We start from the raw sequence: 26,486 nt of genomic DNA on the forward strand, positions 1-26,486 counted from the left end.
ATGGGGACCTACCCAAAATACCGCGTCAAAATCCCGCGATAGACCTTCGTCAGCTTCTCCAGATCGGTCACCGGCACGCGCTCGTCGACTTGGTGCATGGTCTGCCCGACCAGGCCGAACTCGATCACCGGGCAATAGCTGGAGATGAAGCGCGCATCCGACGTGCCACCTGATGTCGACAGCTCCGGCTTGCGCCCCGTCACCTCCTCGATCGCGGAGACCGCGAGATCGGTGAACGGGCCGGGCTTGGTGACGAATACGTTGGAGTTCGAGGGCTCCCAGACGATGCGGGCCTTGATGCGGTTGCCGCAGGCTTTGGCGAGGCGCGTCTCGACCAATTCGCGCAAGGACGCCTGGGTGTGGTTGTCGTTGTAGCGGATGTTGAATTTGGCGCGGGCCTCGCCGGGGATGACGTTGCTCGCCTTGTTGCCGACGTCGACCGAGGTGAATTCGAGATTGGAGGCCTGGAATTGCGCGCTGCCATGGTCGAGCGGCTCGTCGGAGATCGCCACGATCAACCGCGAGATGTCAGGCACCGGATTGGAGGCGCGGTGCGGATAGGCGACATGGCCCTGCACGCCGTCGACGAAAAGCGTGCCGGATTGCGAGCCGCGGCGGCCGACCTTGATGGTGTCGCCGAGCGTCTCGACATTGGAGGGCTCGCCGAGCACGCAATGATCGAACTTCTCGCCGCGCTCGGCGGCCCATTGCAACAGCTTGATGGTGCCGTTGATCGAGACATCTTCTTCATCGCCGGTAATCAGGAACGAGATCGAGCCCTTGCCGTCGCTGCGCGGCTTGCCGCCGTTGGCGGCGAGATGCTCCAGCACCGCCGCGACCGAGCAGGCGATGCCGCCCTTCATGTCGACCGCGCCGCGGCCGTGCAGGACGCCGTCCTTCACTTCGCCCGAGAACGCGCCGACGCTCCAGGCGCTCTCGTCGCCCGGCGGCACCACGTCGGTATGGCCGGCAAAGGTGATGTGCGGACCTTCGGTGCCGATCCGCGCATAGAGGTTGTCGACATCGGCGGTACCGGCTTCGGAAAACGTCACGCGGTGGCAAATGAAGCCTGCGGCACCGAGGGTTTTTTCGAGCACCCCGAGTGCACCGGCGTCGGCCGGGGTTACCGAGGGGCAGCGGATGAGATCGCGGGCAATGGAAAGAGCATCAGTCATGCGCCCCGCTTAACATGCATGCCGCCGGGTGGGCTAGCACTGGGCGGGACAATTTCGATCTCGCGGCTCTGGTCCCAACTTTTCGCAGGGGGCGCGGGCGATGCCGCGCTGTCGTCGATCTCAAGGAGCGGATCGGGGCCGAACCGGTTGTGGCCCGAGGTGCCCGACCGGCAGAACATTTCGAAGAGGCCCCACAGCCATAGGAGCGCGGCGGCTAGGTTGAGCGAAAGCATCCAGCTTGATTTGGGCAGGAGATCGGAGAACTGGTTGAATAGGCCGGGTATGAAGAAGAACGGGCTGATCCACCAGCCGCTTCTGTTGCGATCGTGCAGTCGCTTGACCGCCGTCGCGAGATAAATCCAGAAGAACAGGGCCATGCCGGACGTCTTGAGGATTGCGGTCGCGAGGTCGGTGGATGCCCGTGAGTGGGAGGCGCGCGGATCGACCAGCTTGAAGAGGTCGTCGAGACCGAAGTCGAAATCCAGCTCGATGCCGAGCTTCAGGGTGGATCTGGTTCCTCCGACGATCCCGATGACTTGACCTGCGATCTCGAGCAAGCCCGCCAGGAGTGCGACAATCAGCAGCGCCTGCCACAGCAAAGCGCGGTTGATGCGGCCGTCGAAGCGGAAGAGGTACCAGGTCCAGTCCATGCGAGAAGCTCCGGGCGGCGCGGGCCGCCCGAAGATTGGTCGCGATGGGGGGAGAGGGGGTTCGAACGGGTTCTCTTCACCTCGCCCCGCTTGCGGGGAGAGGTCGGATTGCGAAGCAATCCGGGTGAGGGGGTACAGGTCTCTCGACGATCTCGCATGTGGAGAGAGGCCCCTCACCCCGTAAGAACGGAGAGAGGGGGAGAGAGTCTCAATCCCGCAGCAGCTCGTTGATGCTGGTCTTCGAGCGCGTGCGCTCGTCGACGCGCTTGACGATGACGGCGCAGGCGGTGCTGGGTCCGATCTGGCCGTTCTTCATCGGCTTGCCGGGCAGGGCGCCGGGCACCACCACCGAATATTCGGGGACTTCGCCCATGAAGACTTCGCCGGTCTCGCGGTCGACGACCTTGGTCGAGGCTCCCAGGAACACGCCCATCGCCAGCACCGCGCCCTTGCGCACGATCACGCCCTCGGCGACTTCGCTGCGCGCGCCGATGAAGCAATCGTCCTCGATGATCACGGGCTCGGCCTGCAGCGGCTCGAGCACGCCGCCGATGCCGGCGCCGCCGGAGATGTGCACGCGCTTGCCGATCTGCGCGCAGGAGCCGACGGTGGCCCAGGTGTCGACCATGGTGCTCTCATCGACGTAGGCGCCGAGATTGACGAAGGACGGCATCAGCACGACGTTCTTGGCGATGAAGGCCGAGCGGCGAACGACCGCGCCCGGCACCGCGCGAAAGCCGGCGTCGCGAAAACGGTTCTCGCCCCAGCCTTCGAACTTCGAGGGCACCTTGTCCCACCAGGTCGCTTGGCCGGGGCCACCGGGAATGACGCCCATGTCGTTGAGGCGGAACGAGAGCAGCACGGCCTTCTTCAGCCATTGATTGACCTTCCACTTGCCGTCAGCGCCGCGCTCGGCAACGCGCGCCTCACCCTTGTCCAAGGTCTCCAGCGCCTGGTTCACGGCCTCGCGCATCTCGCCCTTGGTCGACGTCGAGAGGGTCTCGCGCGCCTCGAAGGCGCTGTTGATGGTGGATTCGAGGGCTGCAAGGGACATCGGGACTTCCTCTGGGCGGGCGTGGTTTCGCGTGAATTGGAGCGCTTTTTCGGGATTTGAGCCGGGAGAGTCAAGCTTGGTTCGGTATCGTCACCCGCGAAAGCGGGTGATCCAGTACGCCGCAGCCGTCGTGATGAATCGAGATGCTGGTGATTACTGGATAGCCGCCTTCGCGGGGTATGACGGCTACGTTGGGTGGGACAACCCAGCCAAAAACCCCGTCAGATCATCGGTGACGTAGTCGACATGGGCGGCGTCCCGGCCCTCCAGTTCCCAGTCTTCCCGCACCACCTCCTTCGTTCCATCCGGCACCACCAGCACCGTGGTCATGCCGAGCTCATGCGGGACGGTGAGGTTGCGGGCGAGGTCCTCGAACATCGTGGCGCGGGTCGGGTCGACCGAATGGTCGGAGAGGAATTTCCGGTAGGTCTGCTCCGCCGGCTTCGGTTCGAACTCGGCGGCGATGATGTCGAACACGCCGTCGAAATGCGAGCCGAGGCCAAGACGCGCCAGCACCGCATCGACGTGGTCGACCGAGCCGTTGGTCAGGATCAGCTTGCGGCCCGACAATTTAGCGATGGCTTCGCCGAGCGCCGGGTTCGGCTCCAGCGGCGAGTGATCGATCTTGTGGACGTAGGCGAGATAGTCGTCGGCGGAAACGCCATGCAGGGTCATCATGCCGCGCATGGTGGTGCCGAAGCGCCGGTAGTAATCCTTCTGGATATTACGCGCTTCCTCCGGGCCGACATTCAGCCAGTTGCAGACGAACTCCCCGATCCGCGCATCGACCTGCTGCCACAGATTGACGTGATGCGGATAAAGCGTGTTGTCGAGGTCGAACACCCAGGTGTCGACGTGGCTGAAGCTGCGGGGTGGGGTCATTGCAGGTCTCTACTGGTTACACGCAAGCGTTGCCCACTCTCCGCTGTCGTCCCGGACAAGCGCAGCTCTTGGCAACGCGTAGCGTTGTCCAGGGCGGAGCGCCGATCCGGGACCCATAACCACAGGAAGTGGTTTGGCGAAGACTCGGAGTTGCCACCTCGCGCCACGACTGCTCCCTGGGGTTATGGGTCCCTGCGTTCGCAGGGACGACAGCGGAGTTCTTTGCGCCAGCGCTTCAATCACCCAAACACCATCACGGCACGGCAAACCGCAGCGTCTTGCCGCCGCTCGACATGTCGACCGCGCCAAAGCCCGTTGCCGAAAATCCGCGCGCGCCGCAATCGGTCTGCTCATTGGTCTCGAACTTGGTCTCGCGCGTGCACAGCTGCCTGTCGCCGCCCCAATTCAGTGGCCGATCCTTCAGTTTGACCGTCCGGTTGTCGGCGTCGACCGCTTCCGCGAAGCTGAAGATCTGCTTCGGCTGGCCGGTCACATCGGGGTGCAGGCAGGTCTTGGGATCGATGCGATACCAGCCGCGGCTGGTCACGGATTTGCCGTCGTCGGTCGCGATCGCCGCCATCACCTTGTGCGGCGTGTCGTTGCACCAGGTGAGGCCGGTCGCAGACGGCGTTTGGACCGCATCGACCATGCTCTTGAAGAAGTTTTGCGAGCCCACGATGTCCGGCGACAAGCCGCGGCTTTTCAGGAACGCGGCCAGCGCGGCTTGCGTCTTCGGCCCGTCGACGCCGTCGATCGGCGCTGCGTCATAGCCTGCGATCACCAAGAGCCGCTGGATGCCGGCAAGCCGTGCCTGCTCGTCGTCATATTCGGAATCTTCGGCGAGATAGGCAACGAGGTTGCCGTCCGCGCCTTGCGTCGGCGTCACTTGCGTGAACGCGGCCTGGGCCTGGCCGCTGCGGCATTGCCGGGCCGCCGCAATGACAAAATTGTCCTGCGCGACACAGAGCATGTCGCTGCCGCTCTGCGGGATCGGGGACGCGCCGTAGACGCCGAGCGCGCGGGCGTTGAGCAAAATGCGGTCGGCGATCAGCGTGCCCTGCACCACCACGCGGCAGGTCGCTGGATCGATCCTGAACCAGCCGCGCGTCGCGGTCGCCGCCTTGTCGTCGATGCCGATCGCGGCCTCGACCACATAGGACATGCGGTTGCAGATCTTGAGGTCGGCGAAGGCGGGGGCGGCGGAGAACACGAACGACACGACGGCCGCCGGCAGCGTCATCAGAAAGCGGGTGAGGAGGGAGCGACGATGCCTCGGCTTTCTCCGCCCGTCATGGCCGGGCTTGTCCCGGCCATCCACGTCTTTGCCCCCAGTGGAAAGATCGCGGATGCCCGGAACAAGTCCGGGCATGACGACCTTTTTCCGCTGCTCGCGTTCGCGCTTCACTTGTGGATCAGCGTTCCCGTGCCCTGATTGGTGAAGAGCTCGAGCAGCACGGCGTGCTGCATCTTGCCGTCGATGATGACGACGCCTTCGACGCCCTGCTCCAGCGCGTAGATGCAGGTCTCGACCTTCGGGATCATGCCGCCGGAAATGGTACCGTCGGCGATCAGCTTGCGCGCGTCCTTGACGGACAATTGCGGGATCAGCTTCTTCGACTTGTCGAGCACGCCCGGCACGTCGGTGAGCAGCAACAGGCGCTTGGCCTTCAGCGCGCCGGCGACCGCACCGGCAAAGGTGTCGGCGTTGACGTTCAGCGTCTGGCCTTCCTTGGAGGTTGCGAGCGGCGCGAGCACCGGGATCAGCTCGTAGCCGATCAGCTGATTGAGCAGCGTGAGATCGACCTTCTCGGGGTCGCCGACGAAGCCGAGGTCGATCGCCTTCTCGATGTTCGAGCCCGGATCGATGATGGTGCGCGTCGTCTTCGACGCCTTCACCATGTTGCCGTCCTTGCCCGACAGCCCGACGGCCTTGCCGCCGGCCTCGTTGATGTAGCCGACGATCTGCTTGTTGACGGAACCAGCGAGCACCATCTCGACGATCTCGATGGTCGCGGCATCGGTGATGCGCAGGCCGGCGGCGAACTCCGATTGAATGCCGAGACGCTTGAGCATGGTCGCGATCTGAGGTCCGCCGCCATGCACCACGACGGGATTGATGGCGGTCTGCTCGAGCAGCACGATATCGCGGGCAAAGTTCTTGGCGGTCTCCTCGTCGCCCATGGCATGGCCGCCATACTTGATGACGATGGTTTCCTCGTCATATTGCTGCATGTGCGGCAGCGCTTCGGACAGGATGCGGGCCTGGTCGAGCGGAGAGATGTCGGTCATGTCGCGGTCTCGCTGGCGGGACGGTCGGTGCGCGTTCTATCCGATTGGCGGGCGGGGCGCAAAGTGTGGCTGATATTCGATTCTGTGTCCCGGACGCGGTGCGGCACCAAAAGCGCGTTCACGCGCGTCTTCGACGCGCTATGGTGACGCGCCGCTGAACCGGGACCCAGAAAGGCGCATGGGCCCCGGCTCGGCAGCGCACCGCTGAAGCGCTGCGTCCGGGGCACGAGACCTATTTCCGCGCCACCACCGCGGCCAACGTCACCGCCAGCCATCCCAAAATCATCACCGTTCCACCCGTCGGCGCCGCGTAGGGAAACAGCGAATGCCCGGCATATTGCCGCACGGTGAGGTCGCCCGCGAACAGCGCGGCGCCGATCACGAAGCCGAACGCGGCGTTGAGGCCAATTCCGCCATGCAGAAGGCCGCGTGCGAGCAGGGCAGTGGTCGCAAGTATGGCCGTTGCATGAAACAGCAGCATGGCGCTCGCCGTGGCAAGCCGGCTCGCATCCGCGCCGTGGGCGGAGGCCGCGGCCAGCGCGACGCCGGCGGCGCCCATCAATCCGGCAAGCCCTACCAAGAGGCGATGGGCCACCATTACTTGCTCCGCTCTTCCAGCAGCTTCGCCATCGCGGCGCGCAGGCTCTCCATGCCGGTCGAGCTGCGCGACGATGTCGCAAGCACGTTCGGGAATGCGGCCGGATGTTTGGCGAGGGCAGCCTCGGTCTCGGCGATGCGCGCTTGCAACTCGGACGCCTTCACCTGATCGGCCTTGGTCAGCACGATCTGGTAGCTGACGGCGGAGCGATCGAGCGTCCCCAGGACTTCGAGATCGACGTCCTTGAGTCCATGACGCGCGTCGATCAGCACGTAGACGCGGGCGAGCGAGGCGCGTCCGAGCAGGAATTTGTGGATCAGCTCGGTCCAGGACGCGACCTGGCTCTTCGGCGCCTTGGCATAGCCGTAACCGGGCATGTCGACGAGACGCAGGTCGGTCTTCCCTGGGACCTCGAAGAAGATCAGCTCCTGGGTGCGGCCCGGCGTGTGCGAGGTGCGCGCCAGCGCGTTGCGCCCCGTGAGCGCGTTGATCAGGCTCGACTTGCCGACATTGGAGCGTCCGGCAAAGGCGACCTCCAGCCCCGCCATCGGCGGCAGCGTCTGGATCGAAGGCGAGGCCCAGATGAACTGCCAGTCGCGGGCGAACAGCTTTCGTCCGGCCTCGATCAGCTTCGCATCTTTGTCGTCGGTCATGCGAAGGCTCGCTGTTTCCCCGCGTCATTGCGAGCGAAGCGAAGCAATCCAGAAATGTATCCGCGGAGAATTTCTGGATTGCTTCGTCGCTTCGCTCCTCGCAATGACGATTACGTCGCCTTCCTCGCGAACGTCGCCTTGAGATTGTCGAATAGCTCCACCTTCACGCCGTTGCGGCGCATGATGTAGCTCTGCTGGACCACCGAGAGGGTGTTGTTCCAGGCCCAGTAGATCACGAGGCCCGCCGGGAAGCCCGCCAGCATGAAGGTGAAGATCAGCGGCATCCAGTTGAAGATGATCTGCTGGGTCGGATCCGGCGGCGTCGGGTTCAGCTTCATCTGGAACCACATCGTGATGCCCATGATGATCGGCCAGATGCCGAGCGCGAGGTAGTGGCCGAAGACGGGAATCGTGGTCGGATCGAATGGGATCAGGCCGAACAGCGTGAACAGATTGGTCGGATCCGGCGCCGAGAGGTCCTTGATCCAGCCGTAGAAATGCGCTTGCCGCATCTCGATGGTGACGAACAGCACCTTGTAGAGCGAGAAGAACACCGGGATCTGGATCACCACGGGAAGACAGCCGGCGACCGGATTGATCTTCTCCTTGCGGTAGATCTCCATCATCTCCTGCTGCTGCTTCACCTTGTCGTCGGGGAAGCGCTCCTTCAGCGCCTGCAGCTGTGGCTGGACCGACTTCATCTTCGCCATCGAGGCGTAGGATTTGTTCGCCAGCGGGAAGAACAGGAGCTTCACGATCACGGTCACGAGCAGGATCGAGATGCCGAAATTGCCGAAGAGGCGGTAGAAGAAGTCGAGGCCGAGGAACATCGGCTTGGTGATGAAGTAGAACCAGCCCCAGTCGATCAAGAGATCGAAATGGTTGAGGCCGAGCTCCTTGTTGTAGCCGCCGTGGCCTGCGAGCGGGAAATTGATGCCGACCACGCCGGCTTCCTTGGCGCCGGCAAACAGGCGCGCATTCGCGGTCGCGGAGCCGCCGATGGCGACGGTGACGGGGTCGAGCAGATAATCGGTCTGGTAGGTGTGGACGTTGCCGACCGGGTTCGACGAGAAGCGCGCCTGAAGCTGCGCATTGGTGTCCGGCAGCAGCGCCGAGGCCCAGTACTTGTCGGTCATGCCGAGCCAGCCATTGGTGGTCTTGAAGTTCACCGACTTGGTCTCGTCGATCTTCTTGTAGGCATATTCCTGCAAGCCATCGAGATAGCCGATCAGGCCTTCATGCAGGATGTAGTAGCCAGAGACTTGCGGTGCGCCGTGGCGCGAGATCAGCGCGAACGGATAGAGCGTAACGGGCGCATTGCCGACATTGCTCACCTCGTCCTTGATGGTGAAGAGATAATGGTCGTCGACCGAGATGGTGCGACGGAAGGCGAGGCCCTCGCCATTGTCCCATTTCAGCAGCACCGGCGTCGTCGGCGTCAGGCTGCCGCTGCCGTCCTGCTGCCAGACGGTTTGCGCATCCGGCAGCTTCGCCGTCACGCCCGTCGCCGGCACCCAGCCGAACTCGGCATAGTAAGGCTCGGCAGTGCCCGAGGGCGAGTAGAGGATGATCGGCGGCGATTTCGGGTCGACCGTCTCGCGGTGTTGAACCAGCGCGATGTCGTCGATGCGGCCGCCCTTCAGCGCGATGCTGCCGGCAATCCGCGGCGTCTCGATCTTGACGCGCGGGCTGGCTGCAATCGCGGCGTCGCGCGCAACGACCGGCTGGGCCTGCTGGCTCGCGCCCGGCGTTGCCGGCTGAGCCGCGTTGCCTGGCTGCTGCGGCGTGCTGCCCGGCGTTGCCGACGCGGTCGGCTGCGGCGTGCCCTTCTGGAGCTCGGCCTGGGTCTGCTGCTGGGCGCGCTGCTTCTCCATCGCCGGCACGTTGTAGAAATACTGCCAGGCGATCAGGACGAGGCCCGACAGAATGACGGCGAGGATGGTATTGCGATTGTCGGTCATCACTATTGTCTCGTCATCAATCCGGTTTGCGGCTGGCAGCAGGAGCTGGACTGGACCTCGTACGGTCGGTCCTCGGGCCGCGTCCCTTCGCGGGTCCTTTGGCCATATGCCGCGCGGGCTTCGTGAACGCTATGCGCAGATCGTCGAGCATGGTGGCGAAGGGGCGCGAGAGCGCGTCCCTTCGGCCGACTAGCACATAATCATGATGGGGCTGCATCGACACCGGATCGAGCCGCTTCACCAATTCGCGAAGCCGGCGCCGGATGCGATTGCGCTCGGGGGCGTTGCCGTTCTTTTTGGTAACGGTGAAGCCGATCCGGATCGGGCCGCTGTCATCGCGGGGATGGCTTTGCAGGACGAACGCGGGACTGTTCACCCGCGCGCCATTGGCAACGGCGAGGAAATCCGCCCGCTGCCTCAGCCGATCCATGATGAAATCCCAAAAAGGGGGTCTGGCTCAGGCGCTCAGACGCTTACGACCGCGGGCGCGGCGGGCGGCGAGAACCTTGCGGCCGCCGGCAGTGGCGAGACGGGCACGGAAGCCGTGACGGCGCTTGCGCACCAGTTTGCTGGGTTGATAAGTCCGCTTCACGGGTTTTTCTCCGCTGACCGGGCAATTTGCCTGTAGAATTGATGATAAAGTCCGGAAGATGCGGCCCAAAACGGGCCCTTTCCGGCCCCTAGAGAGCCGCTCCCGGCGTCGCACCGGGTCATCGCGGACAATTTGCGCGGCTTATAAGCGAGCGCCTTGTTTTCGTCAACGCCGCACAAGCGCGCGATTTTCGTGAATATCGCTGTTTGTGCGAGGTTTTTAACCCTTGAGGTGGCGAGTAGCGATATCAGCGCCTACATCCCACCTCGGCAGATTAGCGATCCGTAATTTGACCGGAACGGGGTCGGGCCGCATCTTCCTACCGCCAATCCTTCACACGCCAAAGGCAGCGAGGGCGAATTCCGTGGCAGCGACAGACCTCCAGCCGGTCCAGGATCAGGATCAGCCGGACCAGCCGGCGATGCGCTCCCGCGGAACGCGCGGGCTCGGGCTGTCGGGCAAGCTGCTGCTGCTGACCGTTCCCCTGGTGATGATCGCGGCCAGCCTGCTCTATGTCCCCGCCATCGCCAACTTCTGGGTCAACCGGCTGAACGACCGCGTCGCGGCGGCCAACACGGCGGCGCTGGTGCTGGATGCGGCGCCGCTCGGCATGGTTCCCGATTCGCTGTCGCGCCAGATCCTGAAGAGCATCAATGCCCGCGCCGTCGCCATCAAGATGGGCCAGCAGCGCCGGCTGCTCGCCAGCGACAACATTCCGGCCGCCATCGAGCATGACATCGACCTGCGCGATATGACGGCGTGGGAGGCGATCACCGGCTCGTTCCGGATGATGCTGGAGACCGGCAACCAGGCCATCCGGATCGTCGGACCCGGCGTCGGCACGGCCCAGTTCATCGAGATCGTGACCGACGAGCTGCCGCTGCGGCAGCAGATGTATCGTTTCTCCCGCAACGTCGTGGTGGTTGCGCTGATCATCGCGGCGCTGACCGCCGGCCTCGTCTATCTCGCGCTTCATTATCTCTTTGTGCGCCCGATGCGGCGGCTGACCGCGAGCCTGGTCGGGTTCCACGAGAACCCCGAAAGCTCGGCGGGAATCATCGTGCCGAGCCAGCGCAGCGACGAGATCGGGGTCGCCGAGCGTGAATTGTCGGACATGCAGCGCGATCTGATGTCGATGCTGCATCAGAAGAGCCGGCTCGCCGCGCTTGGTCTCGCGGTGTCCAAGATCAACCACGATCTGCGCAATCTGCTGGCTTCGGCCCAGCTGCTGTCGGATCAGCTCGCCAGCGTGCCGGATCCGCGGGTGCAACGCTTCGCGCCCAAGCTGGTGCGCTCGCTCGAGCGCGCCATCGCCTTCTGCCAGTCGACGCTGTCCTACGGCCGCGCCCAGGAGGCTGCGCCCGACCGCCGCATGATCCTGATCGAGCCTGTCGTGCTGGAGGTGCGCGAGACCGCAGGCCTCGCCTCCGATGCCTCGATCGCCTGGGTCGCCGCGATCGAGCGCGGGCTGGCGATCGATGCCGATCCTGATCAGCTGTTCCGGGTGCTGCTCAACCTCGTCCGCAACGCCGCCCAGGCGCTGGAGAGTCATTCCTCCGGCGACGGCGGCCCGCAGCAGATCCGGATCACCGGAAAACGCGAAGGCGCCGTCGCGATCATCGAGGTCTCCGACACTGGTCCCGGCGTGCCTCAGAAGACGAGGGACCATCTGTTCGAGGCGTTCCAGACCTCCGGGCGTCCCGGCGGCAGCGGTCTTGGCCTCGCCATCGCCGCCGAGCTGGTCCGCGCCCATGGCGGCGATATCCACCTCGTCGAAGGCACCATCGGCGCCACCTTCCGCATCGTCATTCCCGACCGCCCCGTGGAGCTCCTCTCCATCCGCAACGAGCGGGCGAGGGCCTAGTCGGCCAGAGGCCGATTTTTCCGTCATTCCGGGGCGGCGCAAAGCGCCGAACCCGGAATCCGGAGGTTTGGCGCGAGATTCCGGGTTCGATGCTGCGCATCGCCCCGGAATGACATTCAAGCCGTCATTTCCCTGCAAAATCTCCCCATCCCGGACCTTGCCAACCGGGACAAGAGCGGTTAGTCAGAGCGCTCTTTCGCACCCCCTCCGGCTTTGCCGGGGGCTGCGTCGCGGGCTATGCCCGCGCTGTTTGCGAAGCACGCGCCCGTAGCTCAGCTGGATAGAGCATCAGACTACGAATCTGAGGGTCGGACGTTCGAATCGTTCCGGGCGCGCCATTCTTCGACGCAGGTCAGGACAAAGCAGCATCTGGTCGCCAGACGGGCCCGAGACCGGATGGCGACGCCGTGTGAGGAGCGGGATGAGGATATCGCAGGCGTTCAAGTTCGAGGCGGCGCATCGGCTGCCGAACGTGCCCGAGACCCATCGATGCCGCCGGCTGCATGGTCATTCCTACCGGGTCGAGGTCCAGTTGGACGGGCCGGTCGATCCGCACGCCGGTTTCGTCGCTGATTTCTTCGATATTGAAAAGTGCTTCGCCGACATCTTGGACGCGCTGGATCATCACTGCCTGAACGAGGTCAAAGGGCTCGAGAACCCGACCGCCGAGAATATCGCGATCTGGATCTGGGACCGGTTGAAGCCGAGCCTTCCACAGCTGTGGGCGGTCCGCGTCTATGAGACGGCGGATTGCTGGGCCGAATATCAGGGGCAGTGACGGGCGACGGCGCGCGCTCGCTCGGCATGGCCAGAATGTGGGCACTCGGCGCGGTCAAGGCCACGAGCCGACGAAGCCGGTCGCGCAGCGCGAGCTAATCCGGGTACTTGCGAAGCTCAGCTTGCCATCTTGTTGCGACCACGCGGTCACCGATCGTGAAGCGCATGAGGTCCTCTCCGGCCTCCAGCGGCCCTTGATAAGTGCCTTGTGTCCTGGACAAGAGCTCGCGCAATTCCGTTCCGAGCAGAACGATGTGCGAATAAGCGGCGAGCTTTGGCTTGACGCGCGAAAAAACCGTGCCGGCCTCCTCGGGCGAAGTGTGATGCGCCGCGACCGGCTTGAGCTGCGGCAATTTTGCCAATTGCTCCGACATCGCAAAAACTTCGTGGATCAAGAGATCCGTTCCCGCCGCATGCCTGATCAGGTTTTCGTTGAACTTGGTGTCGCCTGAAATCGTCACAGATCGTGCACCATAGTCGATCCGATAACCCACCGATGGCTTGATCAGGTCACCATGGTCGACCGCAAACGCGGTGACCTTGACGCCGGCTTCGTCGAACACCACGCCGTCTCCGTGAAAGTCGTGGACCTCGATCTGGGTGGCAGCCGCAGGGATCTGCTCATCCGCCTGACGGATGCGCATGTCGTCAGAGAACGCCTCGGCAAGGCCTCTGGCAATTTTCGCGACGCCGCGAAGCGCGGGATGAGGCATCCTTCGTCTGACATCCATCGAAGGCCTCTCGTTTGGCGCCACCACAAAGCATCGCGCCCGGTCGTCGGCATGCCAGCACAAAGCTAGGGAGCGCGGGTCAGCTCCAAGCCGTCGACGACCATCTTCCATGTCCCCGCCTCCTGGTGAGGCGGCGTGGACACCTCGAATGTCGTGGACAGGAACGGAATTCCGACGACGAAATTATCGCCTTCGAACCGCCGCAGCGGCGCATTGATCGTTGTCGTGACCTCGCCGATCGCGGTGCCGTCCGTGACGCGCTTGTAGTGCACGATCCCGTCCTTGGTCAGCTCGACGTCCATCGCCCGCGCGTGCCATTCGCCGACAAAGGCGGCCTTGTCCTCCGGCACCCGCTGTCCGCATCCCGACAGCAGCGGCAGGGCCGCAACGAGAACCACCAAAGACGTTTGCTTTCTCATGTTTCGCTCGACAGCAGCAGGTGCCACGAAGATGCGGTAGCGCCCGACTTCGTCGGTCATCGCGTCATTCGGGTTCACGGCCCGCCAGCACCTCCTTGCACTTGGCCGCAAAGGCGTTGAGGTACGCGCCCATCTCGCTCGCCAGCGCATCGGAGCGGTCGACATTCTGCAGGCTCATGTTGAGTGCGTAGACCGGAAGCCCATCCAGCACGATCGGCGTTGCGACGGCGAGAACGGCGGGCTGCCAGGACACGGCACAATAGCCCTCGCGCTCGACGGAGCTGATCGATCTCCTGACGTCCGCAAGCAGCGCCTTGGTGGCTGCTGCGCTGCGCCGCCTAAACTGCTTCAGCAATCGCTCGCGCTCGGTCTCTGCAATGCCGGCGAGGTAGGCGCGGCCCAGCGACGTCAATTCCATCGGCACCTGCTGGCCGGCGACCACGTTGCGCAGCGCCGCGCGCGGGCTGTAGCGGATCGATTCCAGATAAACCATCATGGTTCGATCCGCGGTAGCTAACCCGACGTTGAGCCGGCGCTTGGCCGATTCGGCCCGCATCGTCGGTCCGATGGCGTTGAGCACGGGTGATCCCGTCCGCATCGCGTGACCGATGCTGATGACGGACGCGGCAAGGCGGTAGGCCCGCTGGTGACGGACTTCGTCGAGCATCCCGGAATTGACCAGCGTTCGTGTCAGACGGCTGACCGTCGATCGCGGCAAGCCGCATCGCTCCGCGATCTCGCCGTTGCCGAGCGTGTCGACGCCGGGCCGGAAGGCTCTGAGGATCTCGATGCCCCGTTCGAGCGAGCGGTTGCCGTCAACTCCGCCCGCATATCTGCGCGCCTGCGCCACGTCCAGCCTCCCCACGACATTTCCACTTAGTGGAATTAAGGGGATGTTGCGGAGGGTGCAAGGCGCTATAGCCACGGCAAAGAAGAATGCTTGGCCGCGCACGGCTCGACGAGGAAGCGACACGGCCTGAAATCGGCATTCGGGAGCCCGCACGGAGCCTGCCATGTCCTATCAGCTCATCGAATTTTCCGTCGAGGCCGGTGTCGCGACGATCGCCTTCAACCGACCGGAACGGCGCAACGCCATGAGCGACGAGATGCGCGCCGAGTTCGCCGGCGCGCTCGACACCGTGGCTCGCGACAAGCCGATCAAGGCCCTGGTTCTGACCGGGCGCGGCACCGCCTTCTGTGCCGGCGGTGACATCAGCGGCATGAAACGCCGGCTCGCGGCGCCGCAGGGCGAGGTCGCATTCAACGGATGGGGCCGCCAGCAGGGCGTGCACCACGTGCAGTCGTTGCTGCTGGGGCTGCCGAAGCCGACGATTGCCGCCGTCAACGGCGCTGCGGCGGGCCTTGGTGCGGATACCGCGCTGGCCTGCGACTTCGTCATGGCAACGGAACGCTCGAAATTCACCTGGTCCTACATCAAGCGAGGCTTGATACCTGATGGCGGCGGGCTGTATTTGCTGCCGCGCCGGGTTGGGCTTGCGAAGGCCAAGGAGCTGATCTTCAGCGGCCGCGTCGTCGAGGCCGACGAAGCGCTCGCGCTCGGCATCGTCGATCGCAAGGTGGCCGCGACCGAGCTGCTGCCGGCCGCGCAGGCCTGGGCAGCCGAACTGGCTCAGGGATCACCCACGGCTCTCGCGCTGAGCAAGAAGATCCTCAATGAAGCCTTCGAGCATTCCGCGCACGACATTTTCAATCTCGGCAGCCAGGCGCAGGCCATCTGCTACACCAGCGCGGAGCATCGCGACGCGGTGACGGCGTTCCTTGCGCAATCCTCGTCGAAGGAATGAGCGATGAACGCGATTGAACGCCTGGTCCGGCCGCGCAGCATCGCCGTCATCGGCGCTTCCGCGGACCCGAGCAAGACGTCGGGGCGGCCGGTGTCTTATCTCCAGAAGCATGGCTTTGCGGGTGCGATCTATCCGGTTAACCCGAAGGTCGGGGAGATCGGCGACTTTAAGTGCTACGCCGACATCGCCTCGCTGCCTGAGGTACCTGACGTGGGCCTTGTCCTGCTCGGCGCCGAGCGCGCGCACATCGCGGTCCGCGAATTGTCCGAGCGGGGGGCTGCCGCGGCGATCGTTCTTGCCAGCGGCTTCACCGAGACCGGAGCAGAAGGTGCCGCGCGCCAGCAGCAGCTCATGGAAGCCGCGGGCTCGATGCGGATCCTCGGGCCGAACACGATCGGCCTCGTCAATCTCACGGACAATATCGTGCTGTCGGCGTCGGGCGCGCTGGCGATGGATCACTTCGCGGCGGGGGCCACGGGGCTGATCTCGCAAAGTGGGGGCATTCTCGGCGCCGTGCTGTCGCGCGCCGCGGCGCGCGGGGTCGGGCTCTCGAAGCTGGTGTCGACCAGCAACGAAGCCGACCTCGAGCTCTCCGACTTCATCGACTTCCTCGCCGAAGACGATGCGACCAAAGTCATTGCACTCTACATCGAGGCGATCCGCAATCCGCTTCGCTTTCGCGAGGCGGTCCTCAGGGCGCGCCGCGCCGGCAAACCCATCGTCGCCTTCAAGATCGGTCGATCGGAGGCGGGTGCACAGGCGGCCGTCTCGCACACCGGCGCGCTGGCCGGCTCGGACCGCATGTATGACGCCTTGTTCAGGCAACTCGGCGTGATCCGCGCCAGGACGTTCGAAGACCTGCTCGACATTCCCGCAGCCCTTGGCGCGGGACGAAAACTTTCCGGCCGGCGTTTTGCGATCCTCACCTCGACCGGCGGCGCCGGCACGATCGTATCGGACAGTCTCGGCGTCGCGGGCTTTGCAACCCCCGCTCCCGACACTGAGACAGCCGCGCAATTGCGCAGCCTCCAGTCGGGGTCGCATGCCAATCTCGATCGCAACCCGATCGACGTGACCCTGGCCGGCCTGCAGCCGGATTTGCTGCGCGCCGCCATTCGCGTCCTGCTGGCAAGTCCCTCCTACGATGCGCTGGTGGTCATTGCTGGCTCGTCAGCCGTGGGATCGCCGGCCCTGATGGCCGACGCCATCCACGACTGCCTGCCGCTCAGCGACAAGCCGGTCATTGCCTATGTCAGTCCCTACGCGCCCGAGGTGGTCTCCGTGCTCACAAGGCGCGGCGTGCCCGCTTACACGTCCGCCGAGAGCTGCACGGCTGCGCTCGACGGGCTGTTGCGGGCTGGACTGCCGGAGCAGGTCCAGACATCCGGCTCGCCCCTGACTGCGATCGATGTCAGCGACGTCCCGGCGGGATCGCTGGATGAGGCACAGGCCAAGACGCTGTTCGCCCGCTTTGGCATTCCTGTCGCTGCGGAGAAGGTGGTCGCAACGGCGAGCGAAGCCGAACAGGCGGCGCGCGGCCTCGGTGGCCGGGTCGTGCTCAAGATCCTCTCGCGCGAGATTACGCATAAGAGCGATGTCGGCGGCGTCGCCGTCAACCAGACCGCCGAGACGATCGGCGGCCGCCTGACGGCGATGGCGGATGAGGTCGAGGCCAGGACCGGGAAGCGACCCGGCCAATTCCTGGTTCAGGAGATGATTTCAGGCGGTGTCGAAATCATTCTCGGAATGCATCGCGATCCCCTGGGAACGGCGATCCTTCTCGGCATGGGCGGCGTTGCGGCCGAACTGTTCAAGGACACGACGATGCGCCTGCTGCCGCCGAATGGCGGCCTCAGCCTGGCAGAGGCCCGCGCGATGGCGCGCGATCTCGTCACCTGGCCGCTTCTGGACGGTTTTCGGGGCCGGCCGAAATGCGATGTCGAAGCGCTCGCAGAAGCGGTCGTCGCTTTCTCGCGCATGGTTGCGCAGCTCGGCGATCGTCTCGCGGAGGCCGAGATCAACCCGGTCTTCGTGCTGCCGGCGGGCAAGGGCGTGAAGGCAGCAGACGGATTGGTTGTTCTCAATGTCTGAACAGAATGGGATGGAGCTCCAGATGGCCAGTGGCGAAATCATCGATCACGACGGCGCTCGCGGAAAGGGCTTCGCCCTGCGACGATGGCTCGATCTCGGCATCCTCGCCTGTGCGGTCGTCGCGGCGCTCGGAGTGACGCCGGCGCGCGCCGAATATCCCGAAAAAATCGTCAAGATCGTGGTGCCGTTCGCAGCCGGCGGCGGGACCGACATCATCGCGCGAACGACGGCACAGGAAATCCAGGCGGACCTCGGCAAGTCCGTCATCATCGAGAACAAGCCGGGCGCCGGGACCATCATCGGAACCCAGACGGTGGCGACCAGCGAGCCCGACGGCTATTCGCTGCTGATGGCGACCTTCGCGCACGCGGTCAACCCGAGCCTGTACAACAAGCTGCCGTTCGATCCGCACAAGGATTTTGCGGCGGTCTCGCTGATCGCGCGATCTTTCAACATCGTCGTCGTCAATCCCGCATCCAAGATCAACTCGATCTCCGATTTGATCACTGAAGCCAAGGCCAATCCCGGCAAGCTGAATTTCGGCACGTTCGGCACCGGCACCTCGGCTCATCTCGCGGGCGAGTTGTTCAATGTGATGGCGAAGGTCAAGATGACGGCGGTGCCCTACAAGGGCGCGGCGCCTGCGATCAGCGATCTCTTGGGCGGACAGATCGACGTGATGTTCACCACCGTGGCGAGCGCGGCCTCGCTGGTGGCTGCAGGTCAGCTCCGGGCGCTGGCCGTCACATCGGCCGAGCGTTCGGCGGCGTTTCCGCAGTTGCCGACCGTTGCCGAAGCCGGGGTTCCCGGCTACGCCGCCGAGTCCTGGTACGGATTGTACGCTCCGGCCAGGACGCCTGCTCCAGTGATCGCCCGTCTGAATCAGGCGATCGCAAAGGCGGAGCAGTCCGGTGCTTTCAAGAAATTGGAGGCGAACGAAGGCCTCATCATGGTCGGCAGCTCACCGGAAGAGCTCGATCGCTATGTTGGGCAGGAGGAGGAGCGCTGGCGCAAGCTGGTCAAGGACGCGAATATCGAGGTGCAATAGAACGCTGGCCGCGCTCTATCTGTCCTCGCTGTCCCGGCGCCGGAAGGGATCGGCGACATCATCGTGACCGCTGCGGCTGCTGAAGAACATCAGCGCCATCAGCCCGCAGCCGATGAGCAGGGAGAAGAAAGCTCCGAGGCCAAGCGCGATCCAGCCGTGCTTGCCCATTTCGACGCCGCTGCTGGATTCCCAGACTGAAAATCCCCACACGCCCGTGAGGATCAACATGGCTCCGAGAGCAACCAACAAGACGATCTGGCCGACACTGATGTTCTTCATGGCTGTCTCCATTGTCGTGCCCGACGAGAGTCAATGACGAAGGGTGACGAGGCGTTCCGGTGACGATGCCGCCCTCTGAGCCGCTCTCGTGAGTTAGCCTGCCGGAACACGCTTGGCGAGGCCTGAAGGGAACTGAGAGGCCGATCGGAGCGGCTCCGACGGGCGCCAGGATCGATATCCCGCGTCGCATTGTCGTTCCATGCGTCTCCGTGTCACTGCCGGCGACAGACCGAGGCCGGGTTGTTGACGGCGCGGTCGCCGGATTTCCCCATCATTGATCTGAAGCAATGATGATCTCGACCGCAGATGATAAAGCGATTCGCAAGTCGCGACTCAGGGCTCCCCAGCCGGTCAAGACGATCTCAGCGCGCGTTGGAAACCGAGGGTTAAATGGGACGACTCCTGAATATCGTGACGCCACTGCATACGGCGACCAAGCGCGACTACATGGCCCGCATGAACGACGACAAGATCGGCTGCTCGCTGAAGGCGCGGGAATACGAGGCCGATTATTGGGATGGCGACCGCCGCTTCGGCTATGGCGGTTACCGCTTCATCGAGGGGCGCTGGGCGCCAGTCGCCAAGGCGCTGATCGAGACCTATGGCCTGAAGGACGGCTCCAGCGTGCTCGACGTCGGCTGCGGCAAGGGCTTTCTGCTCTACGAGATGCAGAAGATCCTGCCGGGCTTGAAGGTCGTCGGCTTCGATATCTCCAAGCACGGTCTTGCCAATTCGCACGAGCAGGTGAGGCCGTATCTGTTCAACTATCGCGCCCAGGACATCTATCCCTATGGCGACGACAGCTTCGACCTCGTCATCTCGCTCGGCACCCTACACAATCTGCGACTGTACGAGCTCGAGGCGGCGCTCAAGGAGATCGAGCGGGTCGGCAAGAACAAATACGTCATGGTCGAGGGTTACCGGACCGTCGCCGAATTGCACAATCTCGAATGCTGGGCGCTGACGGCGGAATCCATCCTGCACACCTCGGAATGGATCTGGCTGTACGGCAAGCTCGGTTACACCGGCGATTACGAATTCATCTATTTCGAGTGATCGGGCGCTCCTCATGGACATCAAGACTGCCAAGGCGGCCATTCTCGTCGAGTCGGGCAAGCCGCTGATCGTCGACGAGTTCAATTTGCCGGATAGGCTCGAACACGGCCAGGTGCTCGCGCACGTGCACACGTCGAGCATCTGCGGCGCGCAGATCAACGAGATCGACGCCGTCAAAGGCGTCGACAAGTTCCTGCCGCACCTGTTGGGGCATGAGGCGCTGGCGACGATCGTCGAAACCGGACCCGGCGTCGTCTCCTGCAAGCAGGGCGACACCGTCGTCATGCATTGGCGGCCGGGCAAGGGCATCCAGTCCAACACGCCGGTCTATTCCTGGCGCGGCAAGCGCCTCAATGCCGGCTGGGTCACCACCTTCAACGAATATGCCGTGGTGTCGGAGAATCGCGTCACGCCGGTTCCGGCCTCGATCGATCGCACCAGCGCGCCGCTGCTCGGCTGCGCCGTGACGACCGCGCTCGGCGTCGTCAACAACGACGCGCAAATCGCCATCGGCGAGGCCGTCGTCGTGTTCGGCGTCGGCGGCGTCGGATTGAACATCGTGCAATTTGCCGCGATGGTCGGCGCCTATCCCGTCATTGCGATCGACCGCCTCGACAACAAGCTCGAAATGGCGAGGCAGTTCGGCGCCACCCACACCATCAACTCCGAAGCGGTCAAGGATGTGGCCGCCGAGGTTCGGTCCATCACCGGTGCCGACGGACCCGACAAGGTCGTTGAGACCACCGGCGTCAAGAATTTGATCGAGCTTGCCTACGAGATCACCGCGAAGAAGGGCCGCTGCATCCTCGTCGGCGTTCCCCGCGAGAAGGCCGAGATCTACACGCTGCCGCTCCACTTCGAGAAGGTGCTGAAGGGCTCGGAAGGCGGGCAATGCCAGCCGGCGCGCGACATCCCGCGTCTCGTCCGCCTGAGCGACGCCGGCAAGGTGAGCTACCGCGGCATCGTGACCCACCAGTTCGCGCTCGACGACGTCAACGACGCGTTGGACCTGATGCGCAGCGGCACCTCGGGACGAATCCTGCTGAACATCAGCTGAGCGCGACACAGGCACCGACGACATGTCGGCGCTGGCGCTGCAGCAGCCAGGCCGCGATCGCCATGTTGACGATGTTCCAGGCAATGCCGTTGACCAGCGCCGAGGCGTAGGAGCCGGTCCAGTCGTAGATCGCGCCGGCCATCCAGCCGCCCATCGCCATGCCCGCGAGCGTGACCGAGATGGCGAGGCTGACGCGAAAGCCGGCTTCCTGTGCCGGAAACAGCTCGCGGACGATCACGGCATAGCTCGGCACGATGCCGCCCTGCGCCAGGCCGAACACAGCGGACACGACGTAAAGTGAGACCAGCCCATTGAACGGCAGATAGAGCGCGAGCGCCACGGCCTGCATCACCGAGCCCAGCAGCAGCGTCGGCAGGCCTCCGATGCGGTTCAACACCCCGCCGAAGATCAGGCGGCTCGCCACCCCGAAGCCGAGCATGACCGCCAGCATCTCGGCGCCGCGCGCAGAGCCGTAGCCGAGGTCGCCGCAATAGGCGACCAGATGGACCTGCGGCATCGCCATGGCGACGCAGCAACAGATGCCGGCCAAGGCCAGCAGGCCCTGGGTGACGGAAGGGGGCAGGCCGATAGCCTGCATCGTGTCGCCGCTCTTCGTCGCTTCGCGCGCAGCCGCGTCGGCGACCGGCCGCCGCAGCAGAACCAGAGAGAGCGGCAGCATTGTTACCAAGCAGAACAGTCCGATGCCGATATGGGCCTGCCGCCAGCCGTGCGCGGCGATGGCATGCTGAACGACGGGTGGCCAGACCACGCCGGCGAGAGAGCTGCCGGCCGTTGCCAGGGCAATGGCAAGGCCGCGGTGCCTGTCGAACCACAAGGAGACGTCGGCCACCAAGGGCGCGAAGCTCGCTGCGCCGCCGAGGCCGATCGTGACGCCTGAGATCATCGCGAACATTGGCAGGCTCGGCGCAAAGGCGGTGAGGACATAGCCGAGGCTCATCAGGATCGTGCCGCCGGCCAGCGGCGGCAGGATGCCGAAGCGATCCGCCAGGCGGCCGACCATGATGCCGCCGACCATGAAGCCGACGATGGCGAATGTGTAGGGCAGGGCCGCCGCGGCGCGGGGCGCATTGAAATCGGCTTGCACCGCCGGCAACGCCACGACCAGCGACCACATGCCGACACAGCCCAGCGTGCTGAGGGCGATGGAGACGGCGAGGCGAATCCACGAATACGAATTTTCGATCGACGGTTTTTTAGGCGGCACTGCGGCGGGTTTCCTCGGGCTGCGCAAAGGTCGGCCCCGGGGTATCGCCCGCCGTCACCGGCGACAAAGCAGGATTTCTCTTTTGTCGCGCGAGCAAAACTCATGCATCCTGCCGGTCCCCCCGCATCGCCCGGAGCCGGCCATGACTTATCTGCTGCCGCCACTCAATGCGCTGCGTGCCTTCGAGGCGGCCGCCCGCCATCTCAGCTTCAAGCAGGCCGCCCATGAGCTGCATGTCACCGCCGGCGCAGTCAGCCAGCAGGTCCGCCTGCTGGAGGAGCGGCTCGGTGTGCAGCTGTTCGAGCGGCGGACGCGGCAGGTCATTCTGACCTCGGCCGGCGAAACCTATCTGGCGCAGGTCCGAAAGGCGTTTCGCTGCCTTGCCGAGGCAACTGCCGAGCTCAAGCCTGAGGGCGTCACAAGTCTGCTGCATATCGGGCTGCACGCAAGCTTTGCCGTCGACGGCTTGCGGGCGCGTCTGGCGCAATTCCGCCGCGCCCAGCCACAGCTCACCATTCGCATCAGCCAACCGGCGGGGCTGCACGAGCTGCTCGAAGGCAAGGTCGATGTCGTAATCTCGGACCGGGTGCAGCGTTACCCGGGCTACAAATGCGAGCCTCTGGAGCGCGGCTTCCTGATCGCTCCGCTCGGTACCGCCGATTGCCCGGAGATCGAAGCCCTGCGGTCCTGCCTGCTTGGCGATGTCGAGCCCGCGCGTCCGGCCACACCCAGGGCGGCCCTGGTCGCGGGCACGGCCAAGCCGCGCGCCATGACGGCTTCGCGCCGGCCGTAACCGCGGGTTAACCATGGCTATTTACGGTGTCGAAAGCCTCTGAATTGTGACTGTCAGTTGATTTCGAGTTCAACCCCATGGCGTTCGGTAGCCGCGCATCTCCGCGAAGCATCGCCCCGACGGAGCCTGCGGCTTCGTGGGAAGCGCCGCGGGCTGCGAGCACGCGGCCCGACGGCGCCGGCCCCGGGCTGATCAGGGGATCGCTGACCGTCTCCGGAGCACTCTCTTTCCTGCGCGAGAACGGCCGGCGCATTCTGACGTTGGCGCTGGCACTGTTCGCCTTGGGCGTCATCGTCCTGATGGTTCTGCCGGTCCGGTATGCCGCGACGGCCCTGGTCGTGCTCGACCCCCGGGAGCTGCGCATCACCACGGAGCAGGACGTCTTGCCGGGCATCGGCCAGGATGCCGCGGCGCTGCAGAGCCAGATCGAGATCGCCAAATCGGACGGCTTTCTCCGCCCCCTGATCGAGCAGCTCAAGATCGCTGATGACGATGACATCTCGGGCGGTCAGACCGACATGACGCGCCTGCTCGAAAAATTCCGCAGCCGCCTCGAGATCACGCGCCGCGGGCTCACTTACGTCATTGCGATTTCCTTCACCTCGAACCGCCCCGAACGGGCCGCCTCCTACGCCAACGCCATCGCCGAGGCGTTCGTCGCCAGCCAGGGCCGCGCCCGCACCGCGGCGACGGACGAGGCCGCCGACTGGCTCAAGGACCGGCTGAAGACGTTGAACGAGCGGCTGCGCGCCTCGGAAGATGCCGTTGCCGCCTTCCGGCTCGAGCACAAGATCCTCAATGCCGGCAAGGATTCCACCACCCAGCAATTGCGGGTGACCGATCTCAATCAGCAGGTCTCCGCCGCGCGTCTTCGCACCGAGGAAGCCAAGGCGCGCTACGAGCAGGTGCAACGCGATCTCAAGGCCAACGTCGAAGGGCCGGTGAAGCAGGACCTGTTGAGCATGCTGCGGGCGCAGCGCTCGGCCCTGAATGACCAGATCGCGCAGAAGAAGGCGGTGTACGGCGACCGCCATCCCGACCTCGCTATCTCCTACAGCCAATTGGCTGACATCAACCGGCAGATCGAGGTCGAGCGGAAGAAGAACATCGATACCGCCAAGTCCGAATATGAAGCCCAGCTGGAGCAGCAGAACGCGCTGGAAAAGCAGCTCAAGGCGGTCGAGACGCAGATGCTGGTCGACGGGCAGGCGCTGGTGAAGCTGCAGGAGCTGCAGCGCGATGCCGATGCCAACCGGAACATCTACGAGCAGTTCCTGTCGAGGTTCAAGACTACCAACGAGCAGCGTCAGCTGCAGGCGTCGCAGACCAAGATCGCGTCACCCGCCATTCCGCCGCTGCGCTCGACGCGTCCGCCGCTCGCGCTGCTGCTGGCGGCGCTGGCGATCGGCTCGCTGCTGACGTCGACCGCCGTCGTTGCGGCGATGGCGAGCCTATCCGACCAGTCTGCGCCCACCGAAGCTCCCGTACATGTCGCGGTGGGGAACACACAAGGCCGGCATGACCGGTCCCAAGTCCAGCCGCAAGTCCAGCCGCAAGTTCAGCCTCACGTCCAACCTCCGGCCGCCGCCGTAAGCCGGCCCGAGGCGATGCCGCGGCTTCCTGTCTGGGCCCGCATCCCCGATCTGGCGTCGGGGACCGCGACCAACACCGTCTGGCAAAGACCGATTGCGACCTCGGCCGAGCTCGATCTCGGCGTCTATCTGCGGCCGCTGCTCGAGCGGATCGATCGCGTACCGGTGCGCGGTTGCAAGGTCGCTCTCGTGTTGTCGGTCGGCAAGAGCGCCGGCGGCAACACCGTTGCGCGCGCGATGAATCGCGCCGCCGTGAACCGCGGCATGATGAGCGTCTTGATCCGGCTGCAGGGGGAATTCGCAGGTCACCAGCCTCCGGTGACCGAATGGAATGACGGCTCGACCACCGCGGGACTTCAGTCGATCGACGAGCTGCTGAGCGCCGGCCGCAAGGCCGATGCGCGACCTGAGGACGATATCCGTTCCGAGTTCGATCTGATCATCGTTCATGCCGGCAATCTCGCCCTGCAGCCCGATGCCATCGCGCTGGCGGTGCATGCGGATCTGATCGTGCTGGTGGCGCGCGCCGGCGAGCTCGGCTCGGCGGCGATGCGCCGGGTAACCGCGGCGCTGTCGCGCTACGAGACCGTGCCGACGGGGCTCGTCGTCAATCATGCGCCCGCGGGCGCGCAGGCGCCGCAGCCCGAGGGCGCATTGGGGCTTGCGGTTTCACGATGACTGGCTCGCGCCGTCGTCTGCTGGCCGCGGCGATGCTCGTGTCGATCTCGTGCGGTCCCCCGGTCCTTGCCGACGCTTGCGTACCCGTCCCGCACACCGTCGCGCCGGCAAGGCTTGCCGCACTGTCTCGCGGCTTCAATGCCGACGGCTGGATCAACGGCGAGGTGCCGAGCCGCGAATTGCTGCAGCAATTGGGCAGGGCGGGAATGAGCCATGTCCGCTTGCCGGTGCCGGCCGAGCGCGTGATGCCTCGTTTCGCATCGAAGACCGAGCGCGACGCGACGCTGGGTGTGCTCGACAAGGCGCTGAAGCAGCTCACCGCGCTCGGTTATTCGACCTCCGTCGATCTTCATCCCCGCGAACGCTTCAACCGCCTGCACAAGGAGGATCCGGACGCGGCGCTGCAGGAAATGCAGGAGGCCTGGAGCGGCCTTGCGGATGTCATTCGATCTTATCCAGCGAATCGCGTCTTCGCCGAGCTGCTCAACGAGCCGGATATCGACGCCGACAAATGGCAGACGGAGGTCGAGGCGCTCGCCGCTTTCGTACGCAAATTGCTTCCCGCCACCACTCTCATCGTCGGTCCGGTCAATTGGCAGCGCGCGGACTCGCTGCCGCGGTTTCGTCCGCTGCAGGACCCGGACGTCGTCTACGCCATCCACTTCTATGATCCGATGGTGTTCACCCATCAGGCCCATTGGGATGCTCAGGATCCGCTGCACGACATCATCGATCTGCCTTATCCGATCGACGCCGGCGATCCCAAGGTTCGGGCGATGCGCCAGGATTTGCAGGCGAGGGGCGCGACCAAGGCGCTCGGCCTGCTCGACGTCGCGATCGCCGCCGCCAGGGACAAGCCGACGGCCGATCGCTGGCTCGCGCCCGCGCTGCAATGGCAGCAGCAATTCGCGCGGCCGATCATCGTCAACGAATTCGGCGTGTTGAAAGCCGGCGCGCCCCGGGAAAGCCGGTTGCGCTGGCTGGCCGAAGTCACCGCTTATGCCAGGGAGCATTGTTGGAGCTGGGCGCATTGGGAATTGGCGCAGGGCTTTGGCCTCGTCGACCGCAGCACCGGCAGGCCCGATCCCGACGTGATGCGGGCGCTGCTCGGCCCGACCCGGCCCGGCCGGCACTGACCGCGGGCGTTCCGCTATCGTTAACGAATCCTTACACATCGCCCCGCTATCGTGCCTGAAGCGCGATGCCAAAGGACGATT

General features: G+C 64.8%; 26 protein-coding genes and 1 tRNA gene. 11 read left to right on the forward strand and 16 right to left on the reverse strand.

What is annotated here, in order from left to right; translation table 11 throughout:
* Positions 1–8 precede the first annotated feature (8 nt).
* The 11 genes from dapE to rpmH form a co-directional block, all read right to left on the reverse strand.
* A complete protein-coding gene (gene dapE, locus UNPA324_RS11920) occupies positions 9–1,175 on the reverse strand; it encodes a succinyl-diaminopimelate desuccinylase (protein WP_128919177.1) in 1,167 nt (388 codons plus the stop codon).
* Entirely contained in the window at positions 1,172–1,825 is a 654-nt protein-coding gene (locus UNPA324_RS11925) for a DUF805 domain-containing protein (RefSeq protein ID WP_141934743.1), read from the reverse strand. Before UNPA324_RS11925 ends, dapE begins: the two co-directional genes overlap by 4 nt.
* 208 nt (positions 1,826–2,033) lie before the next feature.
* On the reverse strand, positions 2,034–2,879 hold the full coding sequence (dapD, locus tag UNPA324_RS11930; protein WP_141934744.1) for a 2,3,4,5-tetrahydropyridine-2,6-dicarboxylate N-succinyltransferase: 846 nt from the start codon (positions 2,877–2,879) through the stop codon (positions 2,034–2,036).
* Between the two features lie 186 nt (positions 2,880–3,065).
* Complete coding sequence (locus tag UNPA324_RS11935) at positions 3,066–3,761, reverse strand: pyrimidine 5'-nucleotidase (protein ID WP_141934745.1); 696 nt, start codon at positions 3,759–3,761, stop codon at positions 3,066–3,068.
* A 253-nt stretch (positions 3,762–4,014) separates the two neighbouring features.
* On the reverse strand, positions 4,015–5,130 hold the full coding sequence (locus UNPA324_RS11940; protein ID WP_502705453.1) for a DUF1036 domain-containing protein: 1,116 nt from the start codon (positions 5,128–5,130) through the stop codon (positions 4,015–4,017).
* 32 nt (positions 5,131–5,162) lie between these two features.
* Complete coding sequence (argB, locus tag UNPA324_RS11945) at positions 5,163–6,050, reverse strand: acetylglutamate kinase (protein ID WP_128919182.1); 888 nt, start codon at positions 6,048–6,050, stop codon at positions 5,163–5,165.
* Positions 6,051–6,282: 232 nt separating this feature from the next.
* Positions 6,283–6,648 carry a DUF423 domain-containing protein gene (locus UNPA324_RS11950; RefSeq protein ID WP_128919183.1) on the reverse strand — a complete coding sequence of 122 codons (366 nt, stop codon included), beginning with the start codon at positions 6,646–6,648 and terminating at the stop codon, positions 6,283–6,285.
* Positions 6,648–7,301 (reverse strand): ribosome biogenesis GTP-binding protein YihA/YsxC, encoded by a 654-nt coding sequence (gene yihA, locus UNPA324_RS11955; protein ID WP_141934747.1) that lies wholly within the window; start codon positions 7,299–7,301, stop codon positions 6,648–6,650. Before yihA ends, UNPA324_RS11950 begins: the two co-directional genes overlap by 1 nt.
* A gap of 110 nt (positions 7,302–7,411) precedes the next feature.
* Entirely contained in the window at positions 7,412–9,262 is a 1,851-nt protein-coding gene (gene yidC / locus UNPA324_RS11960) for a membrane protein insertase YidC (RefSeq protein ID WP_164936222.1), read from the reverse strand.
* A gap of 16 nt (positions 9,263–9,278) precedes the next feature.
* The gene (gene rnpA, locus UNPA324_RS11965) at positions 9,279–9,692 is read right to left on the reverse strand and encodes a ribonuclease P protein component (protein WP_128919186.1); all 414 of its coding nucleotides are present in this window, start codon (positions 9,690–9,692) and stop codon (positions 9,279–9,281) included.
* A gap of 27 nt (positions 9,693–9,719) precedes the next feature.
* The gene (rpmH, locus tag UNPA324_RS11970) at positions 9,720–9,854 is read right to left on the reverse strand and encodes a 50S ribosomal protein L34 (RefSeq protein ID WP_008542748.1); all 135 of its coding nucleotides are present in this window, start codon (positions 9,852–9,854) and stop codon (positions 9,720–9,722) included.
* A gap of 364 nt (positions 9,855–10,218) precedes the next feature.
* On the opposite strand from rpmH, the gene UNPA324_RS11975 reads away from it, so the two are divergent.
* The 3 genes from UNPA324_RS11975 to queD all read left to right on the forward strand — a co-directional run bounded on the left by UNPA324_RS11975 (position 10,219) and on the right by queD (position 12,496).
* On the forward strand, positions 10,219–11,718 hold the full coding sequence (locus UNPA324_RS11975) for an ATP-binding protein (RefSeq protein ID WP_128919187.1): 1,500 nt from the start codon (positions 10,219–10,221) through the stop codon (positions 11,716–11,718).
* Between the two features lie 261 nt (positions 11,719–11,979).
* A tRNA-Arg gene (locus tag UNPA324_RS11980) sits at positions 11,980–12,056 on the forward strand.
* A gap of 83 nt (positions 12,057–12,139) precedes the next feature.
* Positions 12,140–12,496: a 6-carboxytetrahydropterin synthase QueD gene (gene queD / locus UNPA324_RS11985; protein WP_141934748.1), complete on the forward strand. Its 357-nt coding sequence runs from the start codon at positions 12,140–12,142 to the stop codon at positions 12,494–12,496.
* A 94-nt stretch (positions 12,497–12,590) separates the two neighbouring features.
* On the opposite strand, the gene UNPA324_RS11990 is transcribed toward queD, so the two are convergent.
* The 3 genes from UNPA324_RS11990 to UNPA324_RS12000 form a co-directional block, all read right to left on the reverse strand.
* Positions 12,591–13,226, reverse strand: a complete 636-nt coding sequence (locus UNPA324_RS11990; RefSeq protein WP_181769368.1) for an MBL fold metallo-hydrolase — start codon at positions 13,224–13,226, stop codon at positions 12,591–12,593.
* 65 nt (positions 13,227–13,291) lie between these two features.
* Entirely contained in the window at positions 13,292–13,705 is a 414-nt protein-coding gene (locus UNPA324_RS11995) for a hypothetical protein (RefSeq protein WP_246667163.1), read from the reverse strand.
* 4 nt (positions 13,706–13,709) lie between these two features.
* Positions 13,710–14,495, reverse strand: coding sequence for an IclR family transcriptional regulator (locus UNPA324_RS12000; RefSeq protein ID WP_141938834.1), 786 nt, complete (start codon positions 14,493–14,495; stop codon positions 13,710–13,712).
* A gap of 163 nt (positions 14,496–14,658) precedes the next feature.
* Here UNPA324_RS12000 and UNPA324_RS12005 point away from each other — a divergent pair, with 163 nt between their 5' ends.
* From UNPA324_RS12005 to UNPA324_RS12015, 3 genes are read left to right on the forward strand one after another with little or no spacing between them, the layout of a single operon-like run.
* Complete coding sequence (locus UNPA324_RS12005) at positions 14,659–15,450, forward strand: enoyl-CoA hydratase/isomerase family protein (RefSeq protein WP_141934750.1); 792 nt, start codon at positions 14,659–14,661, stop codon at positions 15,448–15,450.
* A gap of 3 nt (positions 15,451–15,453) precedes the next feature.
* Complete coding sequence (locus tag UNPA324_RS12010; RefSeq protein ID WP_141934751.1) at positions 15,454–17,541, forward strand: acetate--CoA ligase family protein; 2,088 nt, start codon at positions 15,454–15,456, stop codon at positions 17,539–17,541.
* Positions 17,542–17,563: 22 nt separating this feature from the next.
* Entirely contained in the window at positions 17,564–18,589 is a 1,026-nt protein-coding gene (locus tag UNPA324_RS12015) for a tripartite tricarboxylate transporter substrate binding protein (RefSeq protein WP_141934752.1), read from the forward strand.
* Positions 18,590–18,604: 15 nt separating this feature from the next.
* On the opposite strand, the gene UNPA324_RS12020 is transcribed toward UNPA324_RS12015, so the two are convergent.
* On the reverse strand, positions 18,605–18,868 hold the full coding sequence (locus UNPA324_RS12020) for a hypothetical protein (RefSeq protein ID WP_128919194.1): 264 nt from the start codon (positions 18,866–18,868) through the stop codon (positions 18,605–18,607).
* Positions 18,869–19,258: 390 nt separating this feature from the next.
* Here UNPA324_RS12020 and UNPA324_RS12025 point away from each other — a divergent pair, with 390 nt between their 5' ends.
* Together UNPA324_RS12025 and UNPA324_RS12030 are read left to right on the forward strand one after the other, a co-directional pair.
* The gene (locus UNPA324_RS12025) at positions 19,259–19,924 is read left to right on the forward strand and encodes a class I SAM-dependent methyltransferase (RefSeq protein WP_128919195.1); all 666 of its coding nucleotides are present in this window, start codon (positions 19,259–19,261) and stop codon (positions 19,922–19,924) included.
* A gap of 13 nt (positions 19,925–19,937) precedes the next feature.
* Positions 19,938–20,981, forward strand: a complete 1,044-nt coding sequence (locus UNPA324_RS12030; RefSeq protein WP_128919196.1) for a zinc-binding dehydrogenase — start codon at positions 19,938–19,940, stop codon at positions 20,979–20,981.
* Here UNPA324_RS12030 and UNPA324_RS12035 read toward each other — a convergent pair.
* The gene (locus UNPA324_RS12035; RefSeq protein ID WP_141934753.1) at positions 20,974–22,206 is read right to left on the reverse strand and encodes an MFS transporter; all 1,233 of its coding nucleotides are present in this window, start codon (positions 22,204–22,206) and stop codon (positions 20,974–20,976) included. The two genes, UNPA324_RS12030 and UNPA324_RS12035, sit on opposite strands and share 8 nt — an antisense overlap.
* A gap of 142 nt (positions 22,207–22,348) precedes the next feature.
* Here UNPA324_RS12035 and UNPA324_RS35945 point away from each other — a divergent pair, with 142 nt between their 5' ends.
* From UNPA324_RS35945 to UNPA324_RS12050, 3 genes are all read left to right on the forward strand, one after another.
* Positions 22,349–22,999 (forward strand): LysR family transcriptional regulator, encoded by a 651-nt coding sequence (locus UNPA324_RS35945; RefSeq protein WP_141934754.1) that lies wholly within the window; start codon positions 22,349–22,351, stop codon positions 22,997–22,999.
* Positions 23,000–23,076: 77 nt separating this feature from the next.
* Positions 23,077–25,269 carry a GumC family protein gene (locus UNPA324_RS12045; protein ID WP_128919199.1) on the forward strand — a complete coding sequence of 731 codons (2,193 nt, stop codon included), beginning with the start codon at positions 23,077–23,079 and terminating at the stop codon, positions 25,267–25,269.
* Positions 25,266–26,405, forward strand: a complete 1,140-nt coding sequence (locus tag UNPA324_RS12050; RefSeq protein ID WP_141934755.1) for a glycoside hydrolase family 5 protein — start codon at positions 25,266–25,268, stop codon at positions 26,403–26,405. Before UNPA324_RS12045 ends, UNPA324_RS12050 begins: the two co-directional genes overlap by 4 nt.
* Positions 26,406–26,486: the final 81 nt, after the last annotated feature.

This window comes from Bradyrhizobium sp. UNPA324 (genome assembly GCF_006658635.1).
GTDB lineage: Bacteria > Pseudomonadota > Alphaproteobacteria > Rhizobiales > Xanthobacteraceae > Bradyrhizobium > Bradyrhizobium nanningense.